16 protein-coding genes and 1 tRNA gene are annotated in these 19783 nt (G+C 62.0%); 7 read left to right on the top strand and 10 right to left on the bottom strand.

What is annotated here, in order from left to right; all coding sequences use genetic code 11:
* Window positions 1-3 precede the first annotated feature (3 nt).
* The 4 genes from AC0L3N_RS01760 to AC0L3N_RS01775 all read left to right on the top strand — a co-directional run bounded on the left by AC0L3N_RS01760 (window position 4) and on the right by AC0L3N_RS01775 (window position 4223).
* On the top strand, window positions 4-969 hold the full coding sequence (locus AC0L3N_RS01760; protein WP_473545128.1) for a type II secretion system F family protein: 966 nt from the start codon (window positions 4-6) through the stop codon (window positions 967-969).
* A gap of 1 nt (window position 970) precedes the next feature.
* Window positions 971-1939: a type II secretion system F family protein gene (locus tag AC0L3N_RS01765; RefSeq protein WP_473545130.1), complete on the top strand. Its 969-nt coding sequence runs from the start codon at window positions 971-973 to the stop codon at window positions 1937-1939.
* 134 nt (window positions 1940-2073) lie between these two features.
* Window positions 2074-2544, top strand: a complete 471-nt coding sequence (locus AC0L3N_RS01770; RefSeq protein ID WP_473545132.1) for a tetratricopeptide repeat protein — start codon at window positions 2074-2076, stop codon at window positions 2542-2544.
* Window positions 2545-2945: 401 nt separating this feature from the next.
* Window positions 2946-4223, top strand: coding sequence for a TadE/TadG family type IV pilus assembly protein (locus tag AC0L3N_RS01775; RefSeq protein WP_473545134.1), 1278 nt, complete (start codon window positions 2946-2948; stop codon window positions 4221-4223).
* A gap of 144 nt (window positions 4224-4367) precedes the next feature.
* Here AC0L3N_RS01775 and AC0L3N_RS01780 read toward each other — a convergent pair.
* Window positions 4368-4443 (bottom strand) — tRNA-Thr (locus tag AC0L3N_RS01780).
* A gap of 338 nt (window positions 4444-4781) precedes the next feature.
* On the opposite strand from AC0L3N_RS01780, the gene AC0L3N_RS01785 reads away from it, so the two are divergent.
* Window positions 4782-5993, top strand: a complete 1212-nt coding sequence (locus tag AC0L3N_RS01785) for a hypothetical protein (protein ID WP_473545136.1) — start codon at window positions 4782-4784, stop codon at window positions 5991-5993.
* A gap of 3 nt (window positions 5994-5996) precedes the next feature.
* On the opposite strand, the gene AC0L3N_RS01790 is transcribed toward AC0L3N_RS01785, so the two are convergent.
* Both AC0L3N_RS01790 and AC0L3N_RS01795 read right to left on the bottom strand, forming a co-directional pair.
* A complete protein-coding gene (locus AC0L3N_RS01790; protein ID WP_473545287.1) occupies window positions 5997-7598 on the bottom strand; it encodes a cisplatin damage response ATP-dependent DNA ligase in 1602 nt (533 codons plus the stop codon).
* A 232-nt stretch (window positions 7599-7830) separates the two neighbouring features.
* Window positions 7831-8841: a ligase-associated DNA damage response exonuclease gene (locus tag AC0L3N_RS01795; protein WP_473545138.1), complete on the bottom strand. Its 1011-nt coding sequence runs from the start codon at window positions 8839-8841 to the stop codon at window positions 7831-7833.
* A 216-nt stretch (window positions 8842-9057) separates the two neighbouring features.
* Between AC0L3N_RS01795 and AC0L3N_RS01800 the strand changes: the two genes are divergently transcribed.
* On the top strand, window positions 9058-9390 hold the full coding sequence (locus tag AC0L3N_RS01800; protein ID WP_123146479.1) for a hypothetical protein: 333 nt from the start codon (window positions 9058-9060) through the stop codon (window positions 9388-9390).
* Here AC0L3N_RS01800 and AC0L3N_RS01805 read toward each other — a convergent pair.
* The 7 genes from AC0L3N_RS01805 to AC0L3N_RS01835 all read right to left on the bottom strand — a co-directional run bounded on the left by AC0L3N_RS01805 (window position 9387) and on the right by AC0L3N_RS01835 (window position 18850).
* A complete protein-coding gene (locus tag AC0L3N_RS01805; protein ID WP_123146480.1) occupies window positions 9387-10328 on the bottom strand; it encodes a 2-hydroxyacid dehydrogenase in 942 nt (313 codons plus the stop codon). The genes AC0L3N_RS01800 and AC0L3N_RS01805 overlap by 4 nt on opposite strands.
* A 32-nt stretch (window positions 10329-10360) precedes the next feature.
* Window positions 10361-11992 carry an ABC transporter ATP-binding protein gene (locus AC0L3N_RS01810; RefSeq protein WP_473545141.1) on the bottom strand — a complete coding sequence of 544 codons (1632 nt, stop codon included), beginning with the start codon at window positions 11990-11992 and terminating at the stop codon, window positions 10361-10363.
* Window positions 11989-13128, bottom strand: coding sequence for an ABC transporter permease (locus AC0L3N_RS01815; RefSeq protein ID WP_473545142.1), 1140 nt, complete (start codon window positions 13126-13128; stop codon window positions 11989-11991). The genes AC0L3N_RS01810 and AC0L3N_RS01815 overlap by 4 nt, the downstream gene beginning before the upstream one ends.
* Window positions 13128-14222, bottom strand: a complete 1095-nt coding sequence (locus AC0L3N_RS01820) for a microcin C ABC transporter permease YejB (RefSeq protein ID WP_123146483.1) — start codon at window positions 14220-14222, stop codon at window positions 13128-13130. The genes AC0L3N_RS01815 and AC0L3N_RS01820 overlap by 1 nt, the downstream gene beginning before the upstream one ends.
* Window positions 14223-14252: 30 nt before the next feature.
* Window positions 14253-16139 (bottom strand): extracellular solute-binding protein, encoded by a 1887-nt coding sequence (locus AC0L3N_RS01825; protein WP_473545144.1) that lies wholly within the window; start codon window positions 16137-16139, stop codon window positions 14253-14255.
* The gene (locus AC0L3N_RS01830) at window positions 16139-18016 is read right to left on the bottom strand and encodes an extracellular solute-binding protein (RefSeq protein WP_473545146.1); all 1878 of its coding nucleotides are present in this window, start codon (window positions 18014-18016) and stop codon (window positions 16139-16141) included. The genes AC0L3N_RS01825 and AC0L3N_RS01830 overlap by 1 nt, the downstream gene beginning before the upstream one ends.
* A 159-nt stretch (window positions 18017-18175) precedes the next feature.
* Entirely contained in the window at window positions 18176-18850 is a 675-nt protein-coding gene (locus tag AC0L3N_RS01835) for a c-type cytochrome (protein WP_123146486.1), read from the bottom strand.
* A 193-nt stretch (window positions 18851-19043) separates the two neighbouring features.
* Between AC0L3N_RS01835 and AC0L3N_RS01840 the strand changes: the two genes are divergently transcribed.
* Complete coding sequence (locus tag AC0L3N_RS01840; protein WP_473545148.1) at window positions 19044-19772, top strand: 3-deoxy-manno-octulosonate cytidylyltransferase; 729 nt, start codon at window positions 19044-19046, stop codon at window positions 19770-19772.
* The last annotated feature ends 11 nt before the right edge of the window (window positions 19773-19783 follow it).

Consider the following 19783-nt stretch of genomic DNA (forward strand, 5'->3'; position numbering starts at 1 on the left):
TCAATGCTCGAGGGATTCAGCGCCATCTATGTGATTTATGCCGGCGCCGGTCTGACCGGCATCATGATCGCCGAAGCGTTTTACCTGCTTTACGCCGGGCACCGGGATCGCCGCATGGCGATCAATCGGCGAATGAAGCTGCAGGAGAAAAAGCTCAGCCAAGAGCAGGTGCTGATCCAACTGCGCAAAGAGCGTGGGATGGAAGGCGGTGCTTTGATGCTTTCACTCGACCGGATTCGGGAGCTGCGGATCCAGTCCGGCATGGTCCTGCCACTGCCGAAATTTCTGCTGATCACGTCGGGTCTGGCGCTTGGCATCTGCCTGTTTGCCGTTTCCTACGGCCTGCCGCTGATCATTGCACTGGCAGTGCTTCCGGTCATGTGTTTGGTCTTTCCGATCATGACCCTGCGGTTCCTGCGCAAGCGGCGGCACAAGATGTTCGGAATGCAGCTTCCAGAAGCTCTGGAACTCATCACGCGAAGCCTCAAGGCAGGGCATCCGGTTCCGGTGGCGATCTCGATGGTGGCGCGTGAAATGGCCGATCCGATCGGCACCGAATTCGGCGTGATCGCCGACGAAGTGACCTATGGCTCCGACCTGGTTTCCGCGCTGCATTCGCTGTTTGAGCGCGTCGGACACGAAGACCTGCCGCTGTTCGTCACCGCTGTGTCGATCCAGAGCAGCTCAGGCGGCAATCTGCGCGAAATCCTGGATGGTCTGTCGTCGATCATCCGCGAGCGCGGAAAGCTGCGGCGCAAAGTGCGAGCAATCTCGACCGAGGGCCGCATGTCGGCCTACATCCTGACCGCCGTACCGGCACTGCTGATGGTCGGCATCATGGTCATGATGCCGCAATTCTACGAGAGCGTCTGGGGCGAGCCGATGACTTGGTATCTGTTGGGCGGTTCGATCTCATGGCTAATGCTGGGCAACGCCATGATGTTCAAGATGTCGAACTTCAAATTCTGACATGGAAACCCTGATCGGCCTCCTTGCCTCCCTTCGCCCGACGTCGCTGGCGCCGGTGGCGCTTTTGCTGCTCGCCGTGGGAGGAGGAGCGATCCTCTGGCAGTGGAGTACCGTGCGTGGAGGACGCGGCGACTTGAAGCGCCGGCTCAAGGTCGAAGTCTCCGAGGTTGCGGAGGCACCCAAGCCGACCGCCGCGCCGAAACGGAACGCCGGCGCCGTCCGCGACAAGGCGATGAAAACCGCCCATGAATTCTACGCCAAAAGCGATCCGGAAAACGTTGCGCGGCTGCGGATGAAACTCATCCAGGCTGGTCACATGGATCCAGGCGCGGTCGGCAGGTTTTTTGTCATCCGCTTTGTCGGCTTCCTGGCTGGAGCCGTTGTTGCGTTTCTGTTCGTCCGCTGGTTTGGCGGTGAATCGGCAGTTCCGAGCCGCTGGACTTTTATCATCATGTCCGGTGGCGCCGGTTATTTTCTGCCGGGTCTTGTATTGACCTCGCAGGTCCGTACGAAAATGCGGGAATACCGCAATGGCTTTCCCGATTTCATGGACCTGATGATCGTCTGCGCGGACGCTGGCATGAGCATGGAGGCCGGGATCGAGCGGGTGTCGAAAGAGCTCTTTATCACTTATCCCTCCCTCAGCCAGAACCTTCAGCTTGTCTCGCTCGAACTCAGGGCAGGGCGCAGCCTTGACGATGCGCTGAAATCGTTGGCTGATCGCCTGAGCCTCGACGAGGTACGCTCCTTCGCCACGCTGCTTCAGCAATCGAAGGAGCTTGGCACCAGCCTTTCGGGCGCGCTTCGGGTTTATTCGGACGAAATGCGTCACAAGCGCATGTCGATAGCTGAGGAAAAGGCGCACGCGCTGCCGGCAAAGATGTCGGTGCCGGTTACGGTCTGCATCCTGCCAGTCGTGCTGATGATCGCCATCATCCCGATCATCGTGAAAATGACGGCAGGCGACTGATCCGCTCCAGTCGATAGTTAATCCAATATGTTCGGCTTTCCTAATATTTGCTCGAAACCCGCCACCGAAGCTTAAGCCGAACCCGCTATGGTGCTTGATGAGACGGCCCGCCAAGCGGCCGGATGGGGCAGATTATGGGGCAATCGAAATTCGCCGCGTTGGCTGCGGTCGCAGTCGTGACGATTGCGACGGGATGCGCGACGAGCAGCGTCGACGTCACCGAGACCACGTCGATCGCTCCGGCGACGACCGACATCAGCGGGGCTGATCTCGTATCTGGCAAGACGCAGTTCCGCGAAGCCAATTATGGGTTGGCAGAAAAGCACTTCCGCAAGGCGGTGGAACTTCGGTCCGACAATGCCGAGGCATGGCTGGGACTTGCCGCCTCCTACGACCAGCTCGGCCGCTTCGATTTTGCCGACCGCGCTTACGATCAGCTTGTTGTGGTTGCCGGCCGCCGGGCCCACATCGTCAACAATATGGGGTATTCGCAATTGTTGCGCGGCAACAAGAAAAAAGCCCGCGAATTGCTTCTGGAGGCCAAGGCAGGAATGACCGATACCTCGGTGGTCGATGCCAACCTCGCACTGATGAACAAGCCGTAGCAGCGTTCGAACCGTCGCCGGATCCAACGAATTGCAGTTGGCTTACAGACCGCCGCGGGGTCCAATGTGAAAAATTGTAGAAAGCTTGGCTAGACCGGTTCTGGAGCGAAATGGTGGCGTAGAACGGATCTGGCATGTTGTTCAGCGCCAGAACTTGCCCTTCTAAACTGGAATAGGTCACGAGTGGTGCTGGCGATCACCCATTTCGAATGTTTGTTTTTCAATAGACTTAGCGACGGGTAACCGTTCGGCGCTGTGCGCTGTCGGGCGATACCTGCATCCGCTCGCTGAGAGCGCTCTGCATTCGCGGCCACGGAACGGCGGCATCCTCCATCCGGACAGCGGTTTGACCGTCCGGCAGCTTTTCTGTGAGGACGAATTCCGTCCTACTTAAGAGTTTAGTGATCAATGAAACAACTTCTTTGCCGCAAGGGATGCATTTTGCCGGCATGATGCACCAAATTCTGCTTGTGAAACGGTTCTTTCGAGACAGCCGCGGAAACTTTGCGATCGGTCTCGTTGTCATGCTGCTTCCTATGATTGCAGCAGTCGGCGCCGCGGTGGATCTCGCGAACATGAACCGCGAGCGGAGCAGGCTTCAATCGGCTCTCGATGCAGCAAGCATGGAGATCGCCGTCAAGGTCAACTCGGGCCTGAGCGACGGTGAGCTACAGGCGCTTGGCGACAAGCTACTCAAAGCCAACTTGGCATCGGTCGATGCAAGCGCGGATAACATACCCTCGCTCGTCTATCACGGTCTGGCGACGGAAAACGACGGAAGCCAGAGCCTCAGGACTGAATCCAGCCTCAACTACACCTATCTCATTCCCCGCTCAATCGGCGGCCATGGACCGTCATCGACCAACATTCTCGTCCGGTCCCGCATTACGTCCAACAATGGTGATACTGCGTGCGTCTATGCCCTCAACCGGGCCGCGCCGCGCGCCTTCGAGGCGGCCGGAAGCACCACAGTCATCATGGATGGCTGCGTTATCGCTTCCAATTCGTCGGCTCCGGATTCCATCTATGTTGGCGGCGACGCGTCCCTTGAGGCGGACTGCATTCAATCATCTGGCGGAATAGTGGCGACCAGCGGACTGATCACCGATTGTGAGCAAAATCGCGTCAATGCGTGGCGACTGCCTGACCCATGGGGTAACCTGGTGGAACCGGTACCACCAATCTTGTATCCTAATCCGAAAGCTGGCGACTTGACAGTCAGTCCAGGGCGGTATCGAAATCTTGATCTGAGCGGCGACAAAACCCTGGAGCCGGGCCTCTATTATGTCGAAGGTTCTCTTTCCGTTAGAGGCACAGTGACCGGCGCCGGCGTGACCATCTTCATGGCTGATGGCGGCATAACAGTGAACGGCAACGGCTCGTTGTCATTGAGCGCGCCGCAGACAGGCGACTATGCCGGCATGCTGATGATGTCGGCACGAGCGAACACATCGTCCCACCTGTTCAATGGGAATGGCGCCACTGATCTAAACGGCGTCCTATACTTCCCCTATGGCGACCTGACCTACAATGGTAACAACGGAACCAGCAGCACCTGCCTGCGCATCGTTGCCGACACGATCAAGATGAGCGGCAATTCGAACATCAAGTCCGACTGCAGTGCGGAACTGGGGGGACGCGAAGCTAGAGTGGCAGGCCCGTTCTACTTTTCGATGTAAGGCAGTTGCGAACGTTCGAGACCTCCCATTGGCCGCCCCACGCACCACCGACGCTCGGTTTTGTGTCCCGAAATGTGTCCTGATCTCGAATTTGCGGTGTGGTGAGGAGCGCTTTGGGCCCGCAACCCCTTGGAAAGGAAAGATTGGTGCCGCTTAGGTGACTCGAACACCTGACCCCATCATTACGAATGATGTGCTCTACCAACTGAGCTAAAGCGGCCCGGGAAGCCAGGGCCTCCAAGATGCGCTGGGTGATAGACGCAACCCGCCACAAATTCAAGATGGGACTTGGCATTTCGTGTGGGCTCATGCCGGCCTATAAGCGGCGGCCGCGCCGATCCGCCATGCGGTGGCGCGATGACTCGCCGGCAGGTTGCGCGACATCGCGTTGGCGCTGCATCGGGAAATCGGCGAAAAATGTTGATTCCTTTACCGAAAACCGCCGAAATGAGCTTTGGATGTGTCACGAAGACAGAATGCGGCCGCTGGCCCGTTGATTGATTGATCGCCTGCGGCTAACGATCATGACATGTGACCGTAGGTGCAGAGGGATCCAGCTTGGACGCGATCGAAAAAGCGATCCGGAATGCCTTTGAGAAAGGCAATGCCGAAGACCGCGCGTTTCGCGAGCGGGTCTATCGATCGGCCTTCGCCGCACTCGACCGTGCCCTGCAGGCCAACCCGGGCGTGACGGTGGAACTCGCCATCAAGCGCCGCAAGGCGGTGCAGGCCAAGATCACCGAAATCGAATCCGAATTCCTGCCGGCGGTTCCCGGCGTCGGCCCATCGACCGATGACCACGCTGCGGCACCGGCGGTAGAGCAGCCGGCTGATAGCGCAGCAGAAGTTGAAGCGGAACCAGATGCCGGCGCCGATGCTGAACCGGCGCCGCCGCCTGACGTCGTTGTCGACGGTCCGGCCGAGCCTCCCGCTCCCGACGTGCACCTTGCCGCCGACGCGCCCCCTGCATCCGACGCGCCGCGCTCGCGCGTCCTGCCGGTCGTTCCCGATATCATGCCCGAAGCGGCTTTTCCCGATGCGCCGAAGATCGACCTGTCGCCTCGATCAACCGGAGACGACGCAGAGGTGATGCCCGACCGTGACGACAGGCGGGCGAGAGGCCCCCGCCTGCCTCTCACCGCTATCTTCCTTGGCGTGACGCTACTCGCAGCCGCCGGTATCGGCCTCTATTTCGCTGCGCAGACCGGCGTCTTCAAGTCGGCGGCCGAACTCGACACGGCCCCACCGCAAGCGCCGCCGATGGTGGACGACGATGATTTCACGCCAGGCGAAACTGCCCCGCCGCTGAACTCCGGCGAGGCGGATGAGGCGCGCGATTGGATCAATGTGTTTTCGCCGAGCGACCCGGCGCTTGTCAGTGCACCTTCGGATGCCAAGGCCGAAGTCATGCAGGACGACAGCGGTTCCTTCCTGCGCATCCGGTCGGGCGCCTCCGGTTCGGCGATCAGCTTCGACGTCGGGCAAGGCGTGCTGGAAAAACTCGCCGGCAAGCACGCCACGTTCGACATCATCGCCCGCTCCGAGGAGGGCAAGGACACGCAGATCTCCGTCGACTGCAACTTCGGCGAACTCGGCGACTGCGGCCGCAAGCGCTACGCGGTCGGCCACGAGCGCAACGAATATCTGTTCGACGTGCGGTTTCCCGACAAGCGTCCGGGTGCTGCCGGCACCATCGCCATCAATTCCGACTTCGACAAACAGGGCAAGTCAGTCGACATCTACGAGATCCGCGTTTCGATTGTTCCTTGAGCCTCAGGTATCGAGCAGCGCCTGCAGCGTCTCGATGCGGTCGGCTTCGGCCGCCGGCTTGTCCCAGCGCAGCCGTGAAATGCGCGGAAAGCGCATAGCGACGCCGGATTTGTGCCGTGTCGAGCGGTTGAGCCCTTCGAACGCCACCTCCAGCACGAGGCCTTGTCTGCGGTCGGCTCGTACCGAGCGGACCGGGCCAAAGCGCTCAATCGTATTGTCGCGGACATATTTGTCGATCTGCCTCAGTTCCTCGTCGGTGAAGCCGAAATAGGCTTTCCCCACCGGCACCAGTTCCTCCGATCCTTCCGGGCCGGACCAGACGCCGAACGTGTAATCGGAATAAAAACTCGAACGCTTGCCGTGGCCGCGCTGGGCATACATCAGCACGGCGTCGACAGTGTGCGGATCGCGCTTCCATTTGAACCATGGACCTTTGGGCCGGCCGGTGAGATAGGGCGAATCCCAGCGCTTCAGCATTACGCCTTCAATGACCGGATGCAGCGGCTTGCGGCGCAATTCCTCCAGCGCCTGCCAGTCGGTGAATTCGACCAGGGGCGACAGATCGAAGCGGCTCGGATCGAGCGTCTGCACGAAGGCTTCGAGGCGGCCGCGCCGCTCGCGGAAAGAGCGCCCGCGCAAATCCTCGTCGCCGATCTGAAGCACGTCGTAGCAGCGCATGAAGGCCGGGTATTGCTGCTGGATCTTCGGTGTCACGCTCTTGCGATTCAGCCGCTGCTGCAGGTCCGAGAACGTGCCGGTCGCCTGCAAGGGGTCGCCGACCAGAAGCTCGCCGTCGAGGGTGGCGGAAAAATTCATCGCCTCTGCGAGGTCCGGAAAAGCGCCGGAGACGTCGTCGCCGGTGCGCGAATAGAGCCGGCGAATGCCGCCTTCCGATACGGCCTGGACGCGGATGCCGTCCCATTTCCACTCGGCGGCATAGTCGGCCGGGTCGAGCTTTTCGAGGTCGCCGTCACCGATCGGGTTCGATAGCATCACCGGCCGGAACAGCGCCAGCGCTGTCTTTTTGGGTTTTTCTGCCTTGCCTTCCAGCCAAGCGAAGAGCTCGGCATAGGGCGGCGTCAGCCCATGCCAGAGTTCTTCGATCTCGGCGACGTCGACCTTGCCGAGATCGGCCAGCGCCTGCTTGGCCAGCCGCCCCGAGACGCCGATGCGCAGGCCGCCGGTGACCAGCTTTATAATGGCGAAGCGAGCCGAGATGCTGGCGCTGTCGAGCAGCCGGGCCAGCACCTTCGGCCCGTCGGAACGGCTCGCCGCCTGTAATTTCGCGACGACCTCGGCGAGCGTCGGCTCATGGTTGGCGATATCCGCCGGCGATTGCGGCCAGACCAGCGACACCGTCTCCGCCAAGTCGCCGACATAGTCGTAGGAATAGCCGAACAGCACCGGGTCCATGCGTTCCATGACCAGCATGCGCAGCATCGCCGGCTTGACCGCCGCGATGGTCAGGTCGCCGGTAATGGCGGCTAGCGCCAGGCCGCGATCCGGATCCTCGACGCCGCGGAAATAATCGGTCAGCAACGTCAGCTTGCCGTTGCGCGACGGCGTCAGCACGAGGCGATCGAGGAGCTCGGCGAAGCGGTTCATGAGGGCGAGAACCATGGGCGAGCGTCGCGTTCTGTCGCGCCCCCGTCTGTCCTGCCGGACATCTCCCCCACGAGGGGGGAGATTGGCAGTTTCGTTCTTGCCGCCCGTCCTACAACGTCAGTGATTGGCGAAAGCCGGCGCGACATCCGATCTCCCCCCAAGTGGGGGAGATGGCCGGCAGGCCAGAGGGGGGCGCCGTAGAGCGCTACACCGGCGGTTGCTGGCTCCATCCTCAGTCGCCCTCGTCCTCATAGCCGACGAGATGCAGCGGTCGGGCGGCGATGCCTTCGAGTTCGCACCAGCGCACCAGGGCCTCCTCGCGGCCATGCGTCACCCAGATTTCTCCGGCTGTGGTCTCCCTGATCGTGGCGGTCAGCTCGTCCCAGTCGGCATGGTCGGAAATGATCAGCGGCAGCTCGACGCCGCCCTGCTTGGCGCGCTGGCGGATGCGCATCCAGCCGGACGCAAAGCACGAGATCGGATCGGGAAAGCGTCGCGCCCAGCGGTCGGCGAAGGCCGATGGCGGGCCGACGACGATGGCGCCGGAGAAATCGTCCTTGCCACCGCTTTCGACGGTCGCCGGCTCCAGCGTCCCGAGGTCAATGCCCTGGCCCTGATAATAGTCGCTGAGCTTGGCCAGCGCGCCATGGATGTAGATCGGCCTGTCGTAGCCGGCATCGCGCAGCAATCGCATGACGCGCTGCGCCTTGCCGAGCGCATAGGCGCCGACCAGATGCGCGCGTTCGGGGAACTGCGCCGTCGATTTCAGCAGGCGGGCGATCTCTTCGGTATCGGGCGGATGGCGGAACACCGGTAGGCCGAAGGTCGCCTCCGTGATGAACACGTCGCACTTGACCGGTTCGAACGGCTCGCAAGTCGCGTCCCTCTGGCGCTTGTAGTCGCCCGAAGCGACGATGCATGAGCCCTGATGCACGACCTCGATCTGTGCCGAGCCGAGCACATGGCCGGCCGGATGGAAGGTTACGGTGACGCCGTTCAGCGCAATCGTCTCGCCAAGTGCTGCCGCTTGCGTGGTCCCGGCAAAGCCCTCGCCGTAGCGCAGCCCCATGATGTCCAGCGTCTGTTGTGTGGCCAACACCGAACGGTGGCCGGAACGGGCATGGTCGGAATGGCCGTGGGTGATCAGCGCCCGGTTGACCGGCCGCACCGGATCGATGAAGAAATCGCCGGGTGGGCAATAGAGGCCCTCGGGCCGGGGGTGAAGCAGGTCGCTGGCGCGCATGGCTCCAAGATAGTTGCTAATTCCGGCGCGGGAAGCCTGTTGCAAGTGACTGCTGACTCGGCATACAGGCAACTGCCGGCGGGATCTCCATCACGAAACCGCATCAGGCCTCGTCCGGCGACGCTTTTCGTTCATCTGCGCCACATCTGGCGGCGGCTGCGAAAAAGTCCGATTCGCATGCCCGAAAGGGCAGGACACCAACACGGAGGACCTTGCATGCGCTGGAACTTGGTGGTCTTGGCACCTTGCCTGGCAATGGCCGGTTGCGTCGGCACCTCGATTGCCGAGCGACAGGACGCGAATGTCCAGTCCTCGCTGCAATATGATAGAATGCCTTGCGATCAATTGCTAGCGCAACGCAACCGGCTGGCGCAGCAATATCGCCTCCCGCAGGATGCCAAGCCGTCTTTCTCCGATCCCGGGGTGGGCCTCGGCCCGTTCACGCCGGACGTCCGTCCCAAGGCCCAGCGCGACCTCGAACAGGCAAGCGGCCGGATCGACGCCATGAACCGGTCGATCGCCCGCCGCGAATGTGGCAAGCCGGGTTAATATCCCGCGTTGCGATCCACGACATTCTCGAGCTTCTCGCCGCGCTCGAAGGCGGCCATCTGGCGCAGCATGATCGGCACCAGATGCACGGGATCGGAGGTCGCCGCCGCATGCGGCGTCACGAACACTTTCGGGTGGCTCCACAGCCGGCTGGTCTTCGGCAGCGGCTCGACCTCGAACACGTCGAGGCTCGCTTCCTTCAGCGTGCCGTCGTCCAGCGCGCGCACGATGTCGGCATCCTTCTGCAGGCGGCCGCGCCCGGCATTGATCAGCACGGAGCCGCCGAGGCCGTTGCGTTTCCTCAGTTCCTTCAGCACGCCGTAATTGATGATGCCTTGCGTCTGCGGCGTGAGCGGCAAAAGCACCACCAGAATGTCGGTGGCGTTGAGGAACGGGATCAACCCTGCCTCGCCGGCATAGGTCGAAACGCCTTCCATCGGCCGCTCGCTGCGCGACCAGCCATTGACCGCAAAGCCGAGCGACAAAAGCACCGACGCCGCTGCGCGGCCAAGCGTGCCGAGCCCCATGATGCCGACGGAGATGTCGCCGGCCGGCCGCTGCGGCGGCTCGTGCCAGATCTTCTTTTGCTGCTGCGACCGGTAGAGCATGCCCTGGCGATGGTGATCGAGCACCCGCCAGACGACATATTCGGTCATGTATTGGGTCAGGTTGTCGGCCACGACCTTGACGATCGGAACGTCGGGCAAAGTGGGATCGGCGAAGATGTGGTCGACGCCGGCGCCGATCGAAAAGACAGCGCGCAGATTGGGCAGCGACGACAGAAGGTTCGGCCGCTGCTTCCAAACCACCGCATAGGTGATCGAAGGATCGCTGGCGCCGTCCGGCTCGAGCACCACCTCTCGTTCGGCCGACAAGAGTTCGCGCCAACGGCGTGGATGAATACCGGTGAGGGCAAGCAGGACACGGCCTTTTTCCATTGCGGATTCTTTTTTCCTCTGTGCGGTACAGTCTACTCGCTGACGATGCCGACCGGCGCCGTCTCGATCCTGAACGCGGCCGAGATCAGCGCCTTGGTATAGTCGGTCTGCGGCCGTTCGAAAATCTGTTCGGATGGGCCGGCTTCGACGATCCTGCCATTGCGCATGACGATCACGTCGTTGGCAAGCGCGCGGATGACCTTCAGATCGTGGCTGATGAACAGATAGGCGAGGTCGTGCTTCGCCTGCAGGCTGCGCAGAAGATCGACCACCTGCGCCTGCACGCTCATATCGAGGGCCGAGGTCGGCTCGTCCAGCATGACGAAGCGCGGGTTGAGCACCATGGCGCGGGCGATGGCGATGCGCTGGCGCTGGCCACCGGAAAACTCGTGCGGATAGCGATTGCGCGTGGCGGGTTCGAGCCCGACTTCCCCGAGCACATCGACGATGCGCTTGTCGCGTTCATCGGGCGACAGCTTAGGCTCGTGGATCTTCAATCCTTCCTCGATGATCTCGGAGACCGACATGCGCGGGCTCAATGACCCGAACGGATCCTGGAAGACGATCTGCAGCTCGCGCCGCAGCGGCCGCATGGCGTTGAATGACAGTTCGTTGATATCGCGCCCGTTGAACTGAATGGTCCCGGTCGACGAGATCATCCTGGCCAGCGCCAGGCCGAGCGTCGTCTTGCCAGAGCCGGATTCGCCGACGACGCCGAGCGTCTGGCCGGCGCGCACGGTGACGTCGATGCCGTCGACCGCCTTCACATTGTCGACGGTGCGCCGGAAGAAGCCTTTCTTGATCGGAAACCAGACTTTTATGTCCTGGCCGGTCATGACCGGCTTGGCGGCAGCGTTGGCGGCGGGCGGCTTGCCTTTCGGTTCAGCGGCAAGCAGATGCCGCGTATAGCTGTGCTGCGGGTTAGCGAAGATATCTTTCGTCGGCCCGGTCTCGACGATCTTGCCCTTGGTCATCACGCAGACCCGGTCAGTGATCTTTCTGACGATGCCGAGATCGTGGGTGATGAACAGCATCGACATGCCCTTGCGGCTCTTCAGCTCCGCAAGCAGTTCGAGGATTTGTGCCTGCACGGTGACGTCGAGTGCCGTCGTCGGCTCGTCGGCGATCAGCAGTTCCGGCTCGTTGGCCAGCGCCATGGCGATCATGACGCGCTGGCGCTGGCCGCCGGAAAGCTGGTGCGGATAGGCGTCGAGCCGCTTCTCCGGCTCGCGGATGCCGACCTCGTTGAGCAGCTCTAGGGCGCGCGCCTTGGCTTGGCGGTCACCCAGGCCCTGGTGCAGCGTCAGCACCTCGACGATCTGCTGCTCGATCGTGTGCAGCGGGTTGAGCGAGGTCATCGGCTCCTGGAAGATCATGGTGATCTTGTTGCCGCGCACGCGGCGCAATGCCTTCTCGTCGGTGGCGAGCAGGTCGGCGCCCTGGAACAGGATCTTTCCCGACGGATGGCTGGCGGCTGGATAGGGCAGCAGCTTCAGCACCGACAGCGCCGTGACCGACTTGCCGGAGCCGGATTCGCCGACCAGCGCCACCGTCTCGCCCTTGGCGATGTCGAAGGAGATGTGGTCGACGGCCATCGACTGGCGGCCTTCCTGCACGAAGGCGACGCTGAGGTCGCGGACCGAGAGGAGAGTGGCTTCGCTCATCTGAACGTCTTGCGCGGATCGAAGGCGTCGCGGGTCGCCTCGCCGACGAAGACCAGCAGCGACAGCATCAGCGATATGACGACGAAGCCGGAAATGCCCAGCCATGGCGCGTTGAGGTTGCGCTGCGCCTGCTTGAGGAGCTCGCCCAGCGAGGCCGAGCCGGGCGGCAGGCCGAACCCAAGGTAGTCGAGTGAGGTCAGCGTCGAGATCGAGCCGCTGAGCAGGAAGGGCAGGAAGGTCAGCGTCGCCACCATGGCGTTGGGCAACAGATGCCGGAACATGATGGTACCGTTGGGCACGCCGAGCGCGCGGGCCGCGTTGACATATTCGAAGTTGCGGGCGCGCAGGAACTCGGCCCGCACCACGCCGACCAGCGCAACCCAGGAGAACAACAGCATCAGCCCGAGCAGGATGAAGAAGCCGGGCGGCAGAATGGCGGCGACGATCAGCAAGAGATAAAGCACCGGGATCGCCGACCAGATCTCTATGAAGCGCTGGAACAGAAGGTCGGTCCAGCCGCCGAAATAGCCCTGCAATGCGCCGGCCGTCACGCCGATCAGCGCCGAGCCGGCGGTGAGGATCAGGCCGAACAGCACCGAGACCCTGAAACCGTAGATGACGCGCGCCAGCACGTCGCGGGCCTGGTCGTCGGTGCCTAGCCAGTTCCAGTTGCCGACGACGCAATTGGGGTCGGCGGCGCCTTGCGGATACTGGTTGCAGCGTGTCTTGGCGTCATAGAGCCAGGACGGCTTGGTGGGCGCCGCCTCGGGGATGGCGTTGTTGACGGTCCGGTAGGAGTAGCGGACCGGAGGCCAGATCATCCAGCCATGGGCATTGATCTCGTCCTGGATGACCGGGTCACGATAGTCGGTGACCGCATAAAAGCCGCCGAACTTCTCCTCGGGATAAGCGACCACGACCGGAAACAGGATCTCGCCCTTGTAGGAGACGAGGACCGGCTTATCGTTGGCGATCCATTCGGAAAACAGCGACAGCACGAAAAGCACGAGAAAGATCCACAACGACCAATAGCCGCGCCGGTTGGCCCTAAAATTCTGCAGGCGCCGTTGGTTGAGCGGCGACAGCCAGGGTCGGGCGATCCGGCCGGGCGCCGTTTCGGCTGCGGCCCCGGCCATCAGACGTCTCTCCGCTCGAAGTCGATGCGCGGGTCGACCCAGGTGTAGATCAGGTCGGACAGGAGCCCGACAATCAGGCCAAGCAGCGAGAAGATGTACAGATTGGCGAACACCACCGGGTAGTCGCGCTCGACCACCGACCTGAAACCGAGCAGGCCGAGGCCATCGAGCGAAAAGATGTTCTCGATCAGCAGCGAGCCGGTGAAGAAGGCCGAGATGAAGGCACCCGGAAAGCCGGCGACGACGATCAGCATGGCGTTGCGGAAGACGTGACCGTAGAGAACCTGCCGTTCCGACAGACCCTTGGCGCGCGCGGTCACCACATACTGTTTGCGGATTTCCTCGAGGAACGAATTCTTGGTCAGCAGCGTCGTGGTGGCGAAGGCCGACAGCACCAGCGCCGTCAGCGGCAAGGTCATGTGCCAGAGATAGTCGACGATCCGCGCTGGCCAGGACAGCTGGTCCCAATTGTCGGAGGTGATGCCGCGCAGCGGGAACCAGTCGTAGAACGATCCGCCGGCAAACAGCACCATCAGCAGGATGCCGAACAGGAAGCCCGGAATGGCATAGCCGACGATGACGACGCCGCTGGTCCATACGTCGAATGCCGAGCCGTCTTTGACTGCCTTGCGGATGCCGAGCGGGATCGAGATCAGGTAGGACAGCAGCGTGATCCACAGCCCGATCGAGATCGACACCGGCATCTTCTCCAGGATCAGCTCGATCACCGAAATGTCACGGAAATAGCTGTCGCCGAAATCGAACCGGATATAATTCCACAGCATCATGCCGAAGCGCTCGAGCGGTGGCTTGTCGAAACCGAACTGCTTTTCCAGCTTGGCGATGAATTCGGGGTCGAGCCCTTGCGCGCCGCGATATTTCGAACCGACGTCGCCGGCCACGTCGACATTGGTGGCGCCGGCGTCACCACCGCCGCCGCCAAGGCGATCGCTGCCGCCCTGGTTGGTCAGCCTGGCGATCACCTGCTCGACCGGCCCGCCCGGCGCGAACTGGATGACGGCGAAGGACACCGCCATGATGCCGAACAGGGTCGGGATCATCAGCAGGATGCGGCGCAGGATATAGGCGCCCATCAGGCTCTCTGCCCTGCTTGAGCGAAAATCTCAGGCTTTGCCAATTTTTGCCGCCTTGTCCTTGTCGAACCACCACAGCGCCTCGACCGGAAAGCCGAAATCGGGCTTCTGCTCGGGAAAGCCGAACATGTCCCAATACGCGACTCGGTGATTCGCGAGATAATATGTTGGAATCCAGTCTAGCCGCGCGCGCAAGACCCGATCGAGCGCTTTGAGCACCGTGACCAGTTCGATCCGGCTCTGCGCTTTGCCGGCTGCCTCGATCAGCGCGTCGATGGCTTTGCTTTCCGTACCGGGATAGTTGCGCATCCCCGGCGTTTTCGCCATCCGGGAATCATAGAGGATCTCCAGGCCGTCGGCCGTCGGCGTCGCCCCGATCGACCACGCGAGCAGGCTGAAATCGAAGTCGAAATTGCTCTGCCGCTGTTCATATTGAGTCGAATCGACCTGCCGGATCGAAGCGTCGATTCCGATCGTTTTCATGTTCTCGGCCCACGGGGAGAAAAGCCGAACGATGCCATCGTCCTCGGCCAGCATTTCCACCCGCAATCGCTCGCCCTTTTCATTGACGACGAAATTGCCGGCTCGCTTCCAGCCGGCTTCGGCGAGCAGTCTCGAAGCCGCGCGCAGCAGCTTGCGGTCATGGCCCGAACCGTCGGAGACAGGCTGCATCACCGCTTCGCCGAAGGTTTCCGGCGGCAACTCGGCTCGGAACGGCTCCAGCAGGGCCAATTCCTCGGGCGAGGGCAGGCGCTCGGCCTTGTAATCCGACCGCTCGAAGTTCGATTGCGAGCGCTCGTAGGCGCCGTAAAACAGAACCCGCTTGGTCCATTCGAAATCGAAGCAATTGGCAATCGCGCGTCTGACGCGCACATCGCGGAATTGCGGACGACGCTGGTTCAGCGCGACAGCCTGCATGGATGGCGTTTTCTCGCCGGGAAATTCGCGTTTGACGACCCTGCCGTCCTTTAGCGCCGGGAAGTCATAACCGGTCGCCCATACCCGCGAGGTAAATTCCTCGCGAAAATGCGTGTCCCCCTTTTTCAGGGCTTCAAACGCTGCCTGGCGATTGATGTAAAAATCGATGCGGATGCGGTCGAAATTGTAGAGGCCGCGGTTCACGGCCAAATCCCGGCCCCAATAGTCGGCGACCCGCTCATATTCGACGGTCTGTCCGGCGGCCACACGCCCCATTTTGTAGGGTCCGGAGCCAAGCGGCGGTGTCATCGTCGAGGCATCGAATTCATTGACCGCATAAAAGGCTTTGGACACGATCGGCATGGCGACGACCGCAAGGATATTCTGCGCCGACTGTTTGCTGTTGAAGGTGAGGTTGACGGTTGCCGGATCGACGGCGACCGCCTCCGTCATATGCCGCAACGCCTGGGAGAGGTTCGGATGGCCCTTGTCCTTGTAAAGCTTCAATGCGAAGGCGACGTCCTCAGCGGTCAGTGGCGAGCCGTCATGGAAGCGCGCTTGCGGTCGCAGGCTGAAGCGGAAGCCATTGCGGTCCGGCGACAAGGTAACGGACTCGGCAAGCCGGCCATAGACCGCATCCGGCTCATCGAGTGCGCTTGCCATCAGCGAATCGAAACAGAGTTCGGTGCGCGGCGGCGATTCCCCCCTCAACACCAGAGAATTCAGCGTATTGAACGTCAGGAAGCTCTGATTGAAGGTGGAGTTCGGCGGTGCGAAATTCATCTGGCCGCCCTTGGGCGCGTCCGGATTGACATAGTCGAAATGCGTGAAACCTGGGGAATATTTGAGGTCGCCGAAGGCCGACAGGCCATGCAGCTTGACGCCCGTCGGGATGGCGGCGAAGGCCCGGCCGGGCAGCAAAGCTGCCGCCGTGGCCGCGGCGCCCAGGGCCAGAAAGTCGCGGCGGGCCAGAGCGGCGCGGCGGAGGAGCGCCGCCATCAATTGCCACTCTTGTATTTTGCCGCCAGCGCCTTTTCCTTGTCCGGATCGATCCACCAGGAGTTCTGGTCGACGCCGCTATAGGTCGGCTGCCTTTCCGGGATGCCGAACTTGTTCCAATAGGCCATCCAGACCACCGACCGATGGTGTTGCGGCACGACATAGTAATTCCACAGCAGCACCCGGTCGAGCGCATGGGTGGCAGCAATCAGATCGTCGCGGTCGGTGGCGAAGATGACGCGGTCTACCAGCGCATCGACGACCGGATTCTTGATGCCGGCATAGTTGCGCGATCCAGGCGTGTCGGCGGCCTTCGAGCTCCAGAAGTCACGCTGCTCGTTGCCCGGCGAATCCGACTGTCCCAGCTGCGATATGGTGACATCGAAATCGAAGTTGTTGACGCGGTTGATGTACTGGGTCTGGTCGATCAGCCGCAGCGTGGCGTCGACACCGATCTTGCGCAGATTGGCGATGTAGGGACTGGAAAGGACCTGGTCGGTGTCGTTCCAGCCGAGGATTTCGAACTTGAACGGCTCGCCCGTCTTGGCATTGACCATTTTTCCGCCCTTGATCACCCAGCCCGCCTTGGCGAAGAGATCGACCGCAGTCTTGAGATACTTACGCTCCGCCTGTGGCGAATCGTAGATCGGCAGCTTGAATTCTTGGGTGAAGACTTCAGGCGGGAGCTTGTCGCGATATTGCTCGAGGATTTCCAGCTCCTTGCCTTGCGGCAGGCCGCTCGATGCCAGTTCGGTGCCTTGGAAATAGCTGCTGGTACGGGTGTTGGAACCGAAGAACAGGGTACGATTCATGGTCTCGAAGTCGAGCGGGTAAGTCAGCGCGGCGCGCACCAGACGATTCTGGAACAGCGGACGCCTCACGTTGAGCATGAAGGCCTGCATCGGTTCGGGCGACGCGGTCTTGAATTCCTGCTTGATGACGTCGCCGGCCTGGACCGCCGGGAAATTATAGGCGGTGTTCCAGCGCCTCGAACTGTTTTCTGGCCTGATGTCATGCAGTCCGCCCTTGGTGAAGGCTTGCCAGGCCGCATTATCGTCGAGAAAGTAGCTGAAACGCTGGGTGTCGAAATTCTCGCGGCCGATCTTCACCGGCAGCTTTGCCGCCCAATAGTCGGGCACGCGCTGCCAGATGATTTCCGAACCCGGCTTGAAGCTGGCGATCTTGTAGGCGGCCGAGCCGAGTGGCGGCTCCAGCATCGGCTTGGTGACGTCACGCTTCTTGCCTTTGGCGTCGGTGCCTTCCCACCAGTGTTGCGGCAGCACGACGAGGTCGCCGAGGATCTTCGGCAATTCCCGGTTGCCCTTCTGGTCGAAATGGAACTCGACCTCGCGGTCCGAGATCGCAACGGCATCGGTGACGTTCTCGAAATAGCGGCTGTACATCGGGCTGTTGGCTTTCAGCACCTGGAATGACCAGATCACGTCATCGGTGGTGATTGGCTGACCGTCATGCCATTTCGCGCGCGGGTCGAGACGGTAAGTCACCGAGGAATAGTCGGCCGGATGTTTGTAGGCATCGGCGATCAGCGGATGGCTGACGCTGCCCTCGTCAGTCGCCTGCTCCATCAGCGTGTCGTAGAGCAGCCCGCCGCCAAACTGTGTAAAGCCGGCTGCCGGCGAACCCTGGACGATATAGGGGTTGAAGCTATCGTAAGTGCCAAGCACCACCGAATTCAGCGTGCCGCCCTTCGGCGCGTTCGGCTTGACGTAGTCGTAGTGCTGGAAGTTATTGCCATATTTGGATTCGCCGATCAGCGACGAGGTGGTGCGCCATTCGTCCGCGAAGGCTGCCTGCAGGCCGCCGGCAAAAGCCGCCACAACCAGCATCGATCTGAGAAACGTTCGGCCAACCGTCATGCCTTCTCCTCTGTGCGATAGCTGTTAGCGGACAATCTAGTTCATTTGACGCTCATGAAAACCGCGACAGGCCGGCTTTGTCGCCGCACATGCGCTTTTCCCATTGAAAAAGCCGGGCTGAACCCGGCTTTTTCAAGGAATGTTTCGATTACTATTGCGTTATTGCGCCGGAGCTGGTGCGGGAGCAGCAGGGGCCGGCGCAGGTGCGGCCGGTGCCTCACCCTCTGCCGGTTTGGCCGGCGCCGCGCCTTCGGCGGGGGCAGCCGCATCCGCTGAAGCGCCAGGCGTCGGCAGCGGCTTCGGACTGTCCGACAGCGTGCGCAGATAGGCGATGACGTTGGCGCGGTCCTCGTCCTTCGGCAGGCCGGCGAAGCCCATCGCCGTGCCCTTCACGAACTTCTTCGGCGAGAGGAGGAAGTGGTTGATGTTGTCGTAGGTCCACTTCTCGGCGCCGCCCTTGGAAAACTCCTTCATCCCGGCCGAATAGGCGAAGCCCCCATGCTCGGCGACGGGACGGTCGATGAGGTCCCAGAGGTCGGGGCCGACCTTGTTCGGCCCGCCCTTTTCGCCGGTGTGGCAGGCCTGGCACTTCTTGAACACGGCGGCGCCCGCCTCGACATTAGCGTTGGCCAGAAGGTCGGCGATCGGCTTGGCTTCTGCAGCGGGGGCTGCCGGGCCGCCTTCGGCAGGCTCCTCGGTCGCCTCGATGGCGAAGCCGGGTTTTTCCGGTGCGGGGGAGGCGAACAGCGCATCGGATATGATGCCGATCGAGAAGACGACGAACACGGTTCCGAGCAGGCCGCCGATCAGCTTGTTGATTTCGAAAGAGTCCATACGCCCCAGGCTCCCTTTTCCGGCGGACCGATCTGTCCACTCCGTCCGTCGGTAATCGTGAACCACCCCGCGAGGCGGTCAAATCGGGCGGAAACTAGGTCTTTTGCTCTGGCGTTGCAACACCTATAAGGGCGCTTCCAGTGAGACCTTTTGCCACTTTTCCCTTCCTCTTTTTCGGACGCTTCATCACCCGATGTCCACGCTCATTCTCATCCCGGCCCGCATGGCCTCGACCCGCCTGCCGGGCAAGCCGCTGGCCGACATCGCCGGCGTCCCGATGATTGTCCATGTCGCCCGCCGCGCCGCCGAAGCCGGGCTCGGCCGGGTGGTGGTCGCTACCGATACTGAAAGCGTGGCGGAGGCGGTGCGCGCGCACGGGTTCGAGGCGGTGATGACGCGGGTGGGCCACGAATCGGGCTCAGACCGCATCTTCGAGGCGCTGGTCACGCTGGATCCCGGGCGTAAGGTCGAAACGATCGTCAATGTGCAAGGCGACCTGCCGACCATCGATCCCGACATCATCAATGCCGCGCTGAGGCCTTTTGAGGATGCGACGGTCGACATCGCCACGCTCGGCATCGAGATCGTCCGCGACGAGGAAAAGACCAATCCGAATGTCGTCAAGATCGTCGGCTCGCCGCTGTCGGAGACACGGCTGCGGGCGCTCTACTTCACCCGCGCCACCGCACCCTGGGGCGAGGGGCCGCTCTATCATCACATCGGCCTCTATGCCTATCGCCGCTCAGCGCTCGAGCGCTTCGTCGCGCTGAAGCCGTCGCCGCTGGAACGGCGCGAGAAGCTCGAGCAGTTGCGGGCGCTCGAGGCCGGCATGCGCATCGATGCCGAAATCGTGCAGTCGGCGCCGTTCGGCGTCGACACGCCGGACGATCTCGAACGCGCCAGAACCATCCTTTCAACCTGAGACATCTGGTC

The organism is Mesorhizobium sp. WSM4807, from assembly GCF_055811615.1.

What these genes read in the sequence shown, in the direction of transcription:
- AC0L3N_RS01840 (WP_473545148.1), top strand. Translation starts at nt 19,044, where the DNA reads ATGTCCACGCTCATTCTCATCCCGGCCCGCATGGCCTCGACCCGCCTG.
- AC0L3N_RS01820 (WP_123146483.1), bottom strand. Translation starts at nt 14,222, where the DNA reads ATGGGCGCCTATATCCTGCGCCGCATCCTGCTGATGATCCCGACCCTG.
- AC0L3N_RS01800 (WP_123146479.1), top strand. Translation starts at nt 9,058, where the DNA reads ATGCGCTGGAACTTGGTGGTCTTGGCACCTTGCCTGGCAATGGCCGGT.
- AC0L3N_RS01830 (WP_473545146.1), bottom strand. Translation starts at nt 18,016, where the DNA reads ATGACGGTTGGCCGAACGTTTCTCAGATCGATGCTGGTTGTGGCGGCT.
- AC0L3N_RS01765 (WP_473545130.1), top strand. Translation starts at nt 971, where the DNA reads ATGGAAACCCTGATCGGCCTCCTTGCCTCCCTTCGCCCGACGTCGCTG.
- AC0L3N_RS01760 (WP_473545128.1), top strand. Translation starts at nt 4, where the DNA reads ATGCTCGAGGGATTCAGCGCCATCTATGTGATTTATGCCGGCGCCGGT.
- AC0L3N_RS01790 (WP_473545287.1), bottom strand. Translation starts at nt 7,598, where the DNA reads ATGAACCGCTTCGCCGAGCTCCTCGATCGCCTCGTGCTGACGCCGTCG.
- AC0L3N_RS01835 (WP_123146486.1), bottom strand. Translation starts at nt 18,850, where the DNA reads ATGGACTCTTTCGAAATCAACAAGCTGATCGGCGGCCTGCTCGGAACC.
- AC0L3N_RS01815 (WP_473545142.1), bottom strand. Translation starts at nt 13,128, where the DNA reads ATGGCCGGGGCCGCAGCCGAAACGGCGCCCGGCCGGATCGCCCGACCC.
- AC0L3N_RS01770 (WP_473545132.1), top strand. Translation starts at nt 2,074, where the DNA reads ATGGGGCAATCGAAATTCGCCGCGTTGGCTGCGGTCGCAGTCGTGACG.
- AC0L3N_RS01810 (WP_473545141.1), bottom strand. Translation starts at nt 11,992, where the DNA reads ATGAGCGAAGCCACTCTCCTCTCGGTCCGCGACCTCAGCGTCGCCTTC.
- AC0L3N_RS01805 (WP_123146480.1), bottom strand. Translation starts at nt 10,328, where the DNA reads ATGGAAAAAGGCCGTGTCCTGCTTGCCCTCACCGGTATTCATCCACGC.
- AC0L3N_RS01825 (WP_473545144.1), bottom strand. Translation starts at nt 16,139, where the DNA reads ATGGCGGCGCTCCTCCGCCGCGCCGCTCTGGCCCGCCGCGACTTTCTG.
- AC0L3N_RS01795 (WP_473545138.1), bottom strand. Translation starts at nt 8,841, where the DNA reads ATGCGCGCCAGCGACCTGCTTCACCCCCGGCCCGAGGGCCTCTATTGC.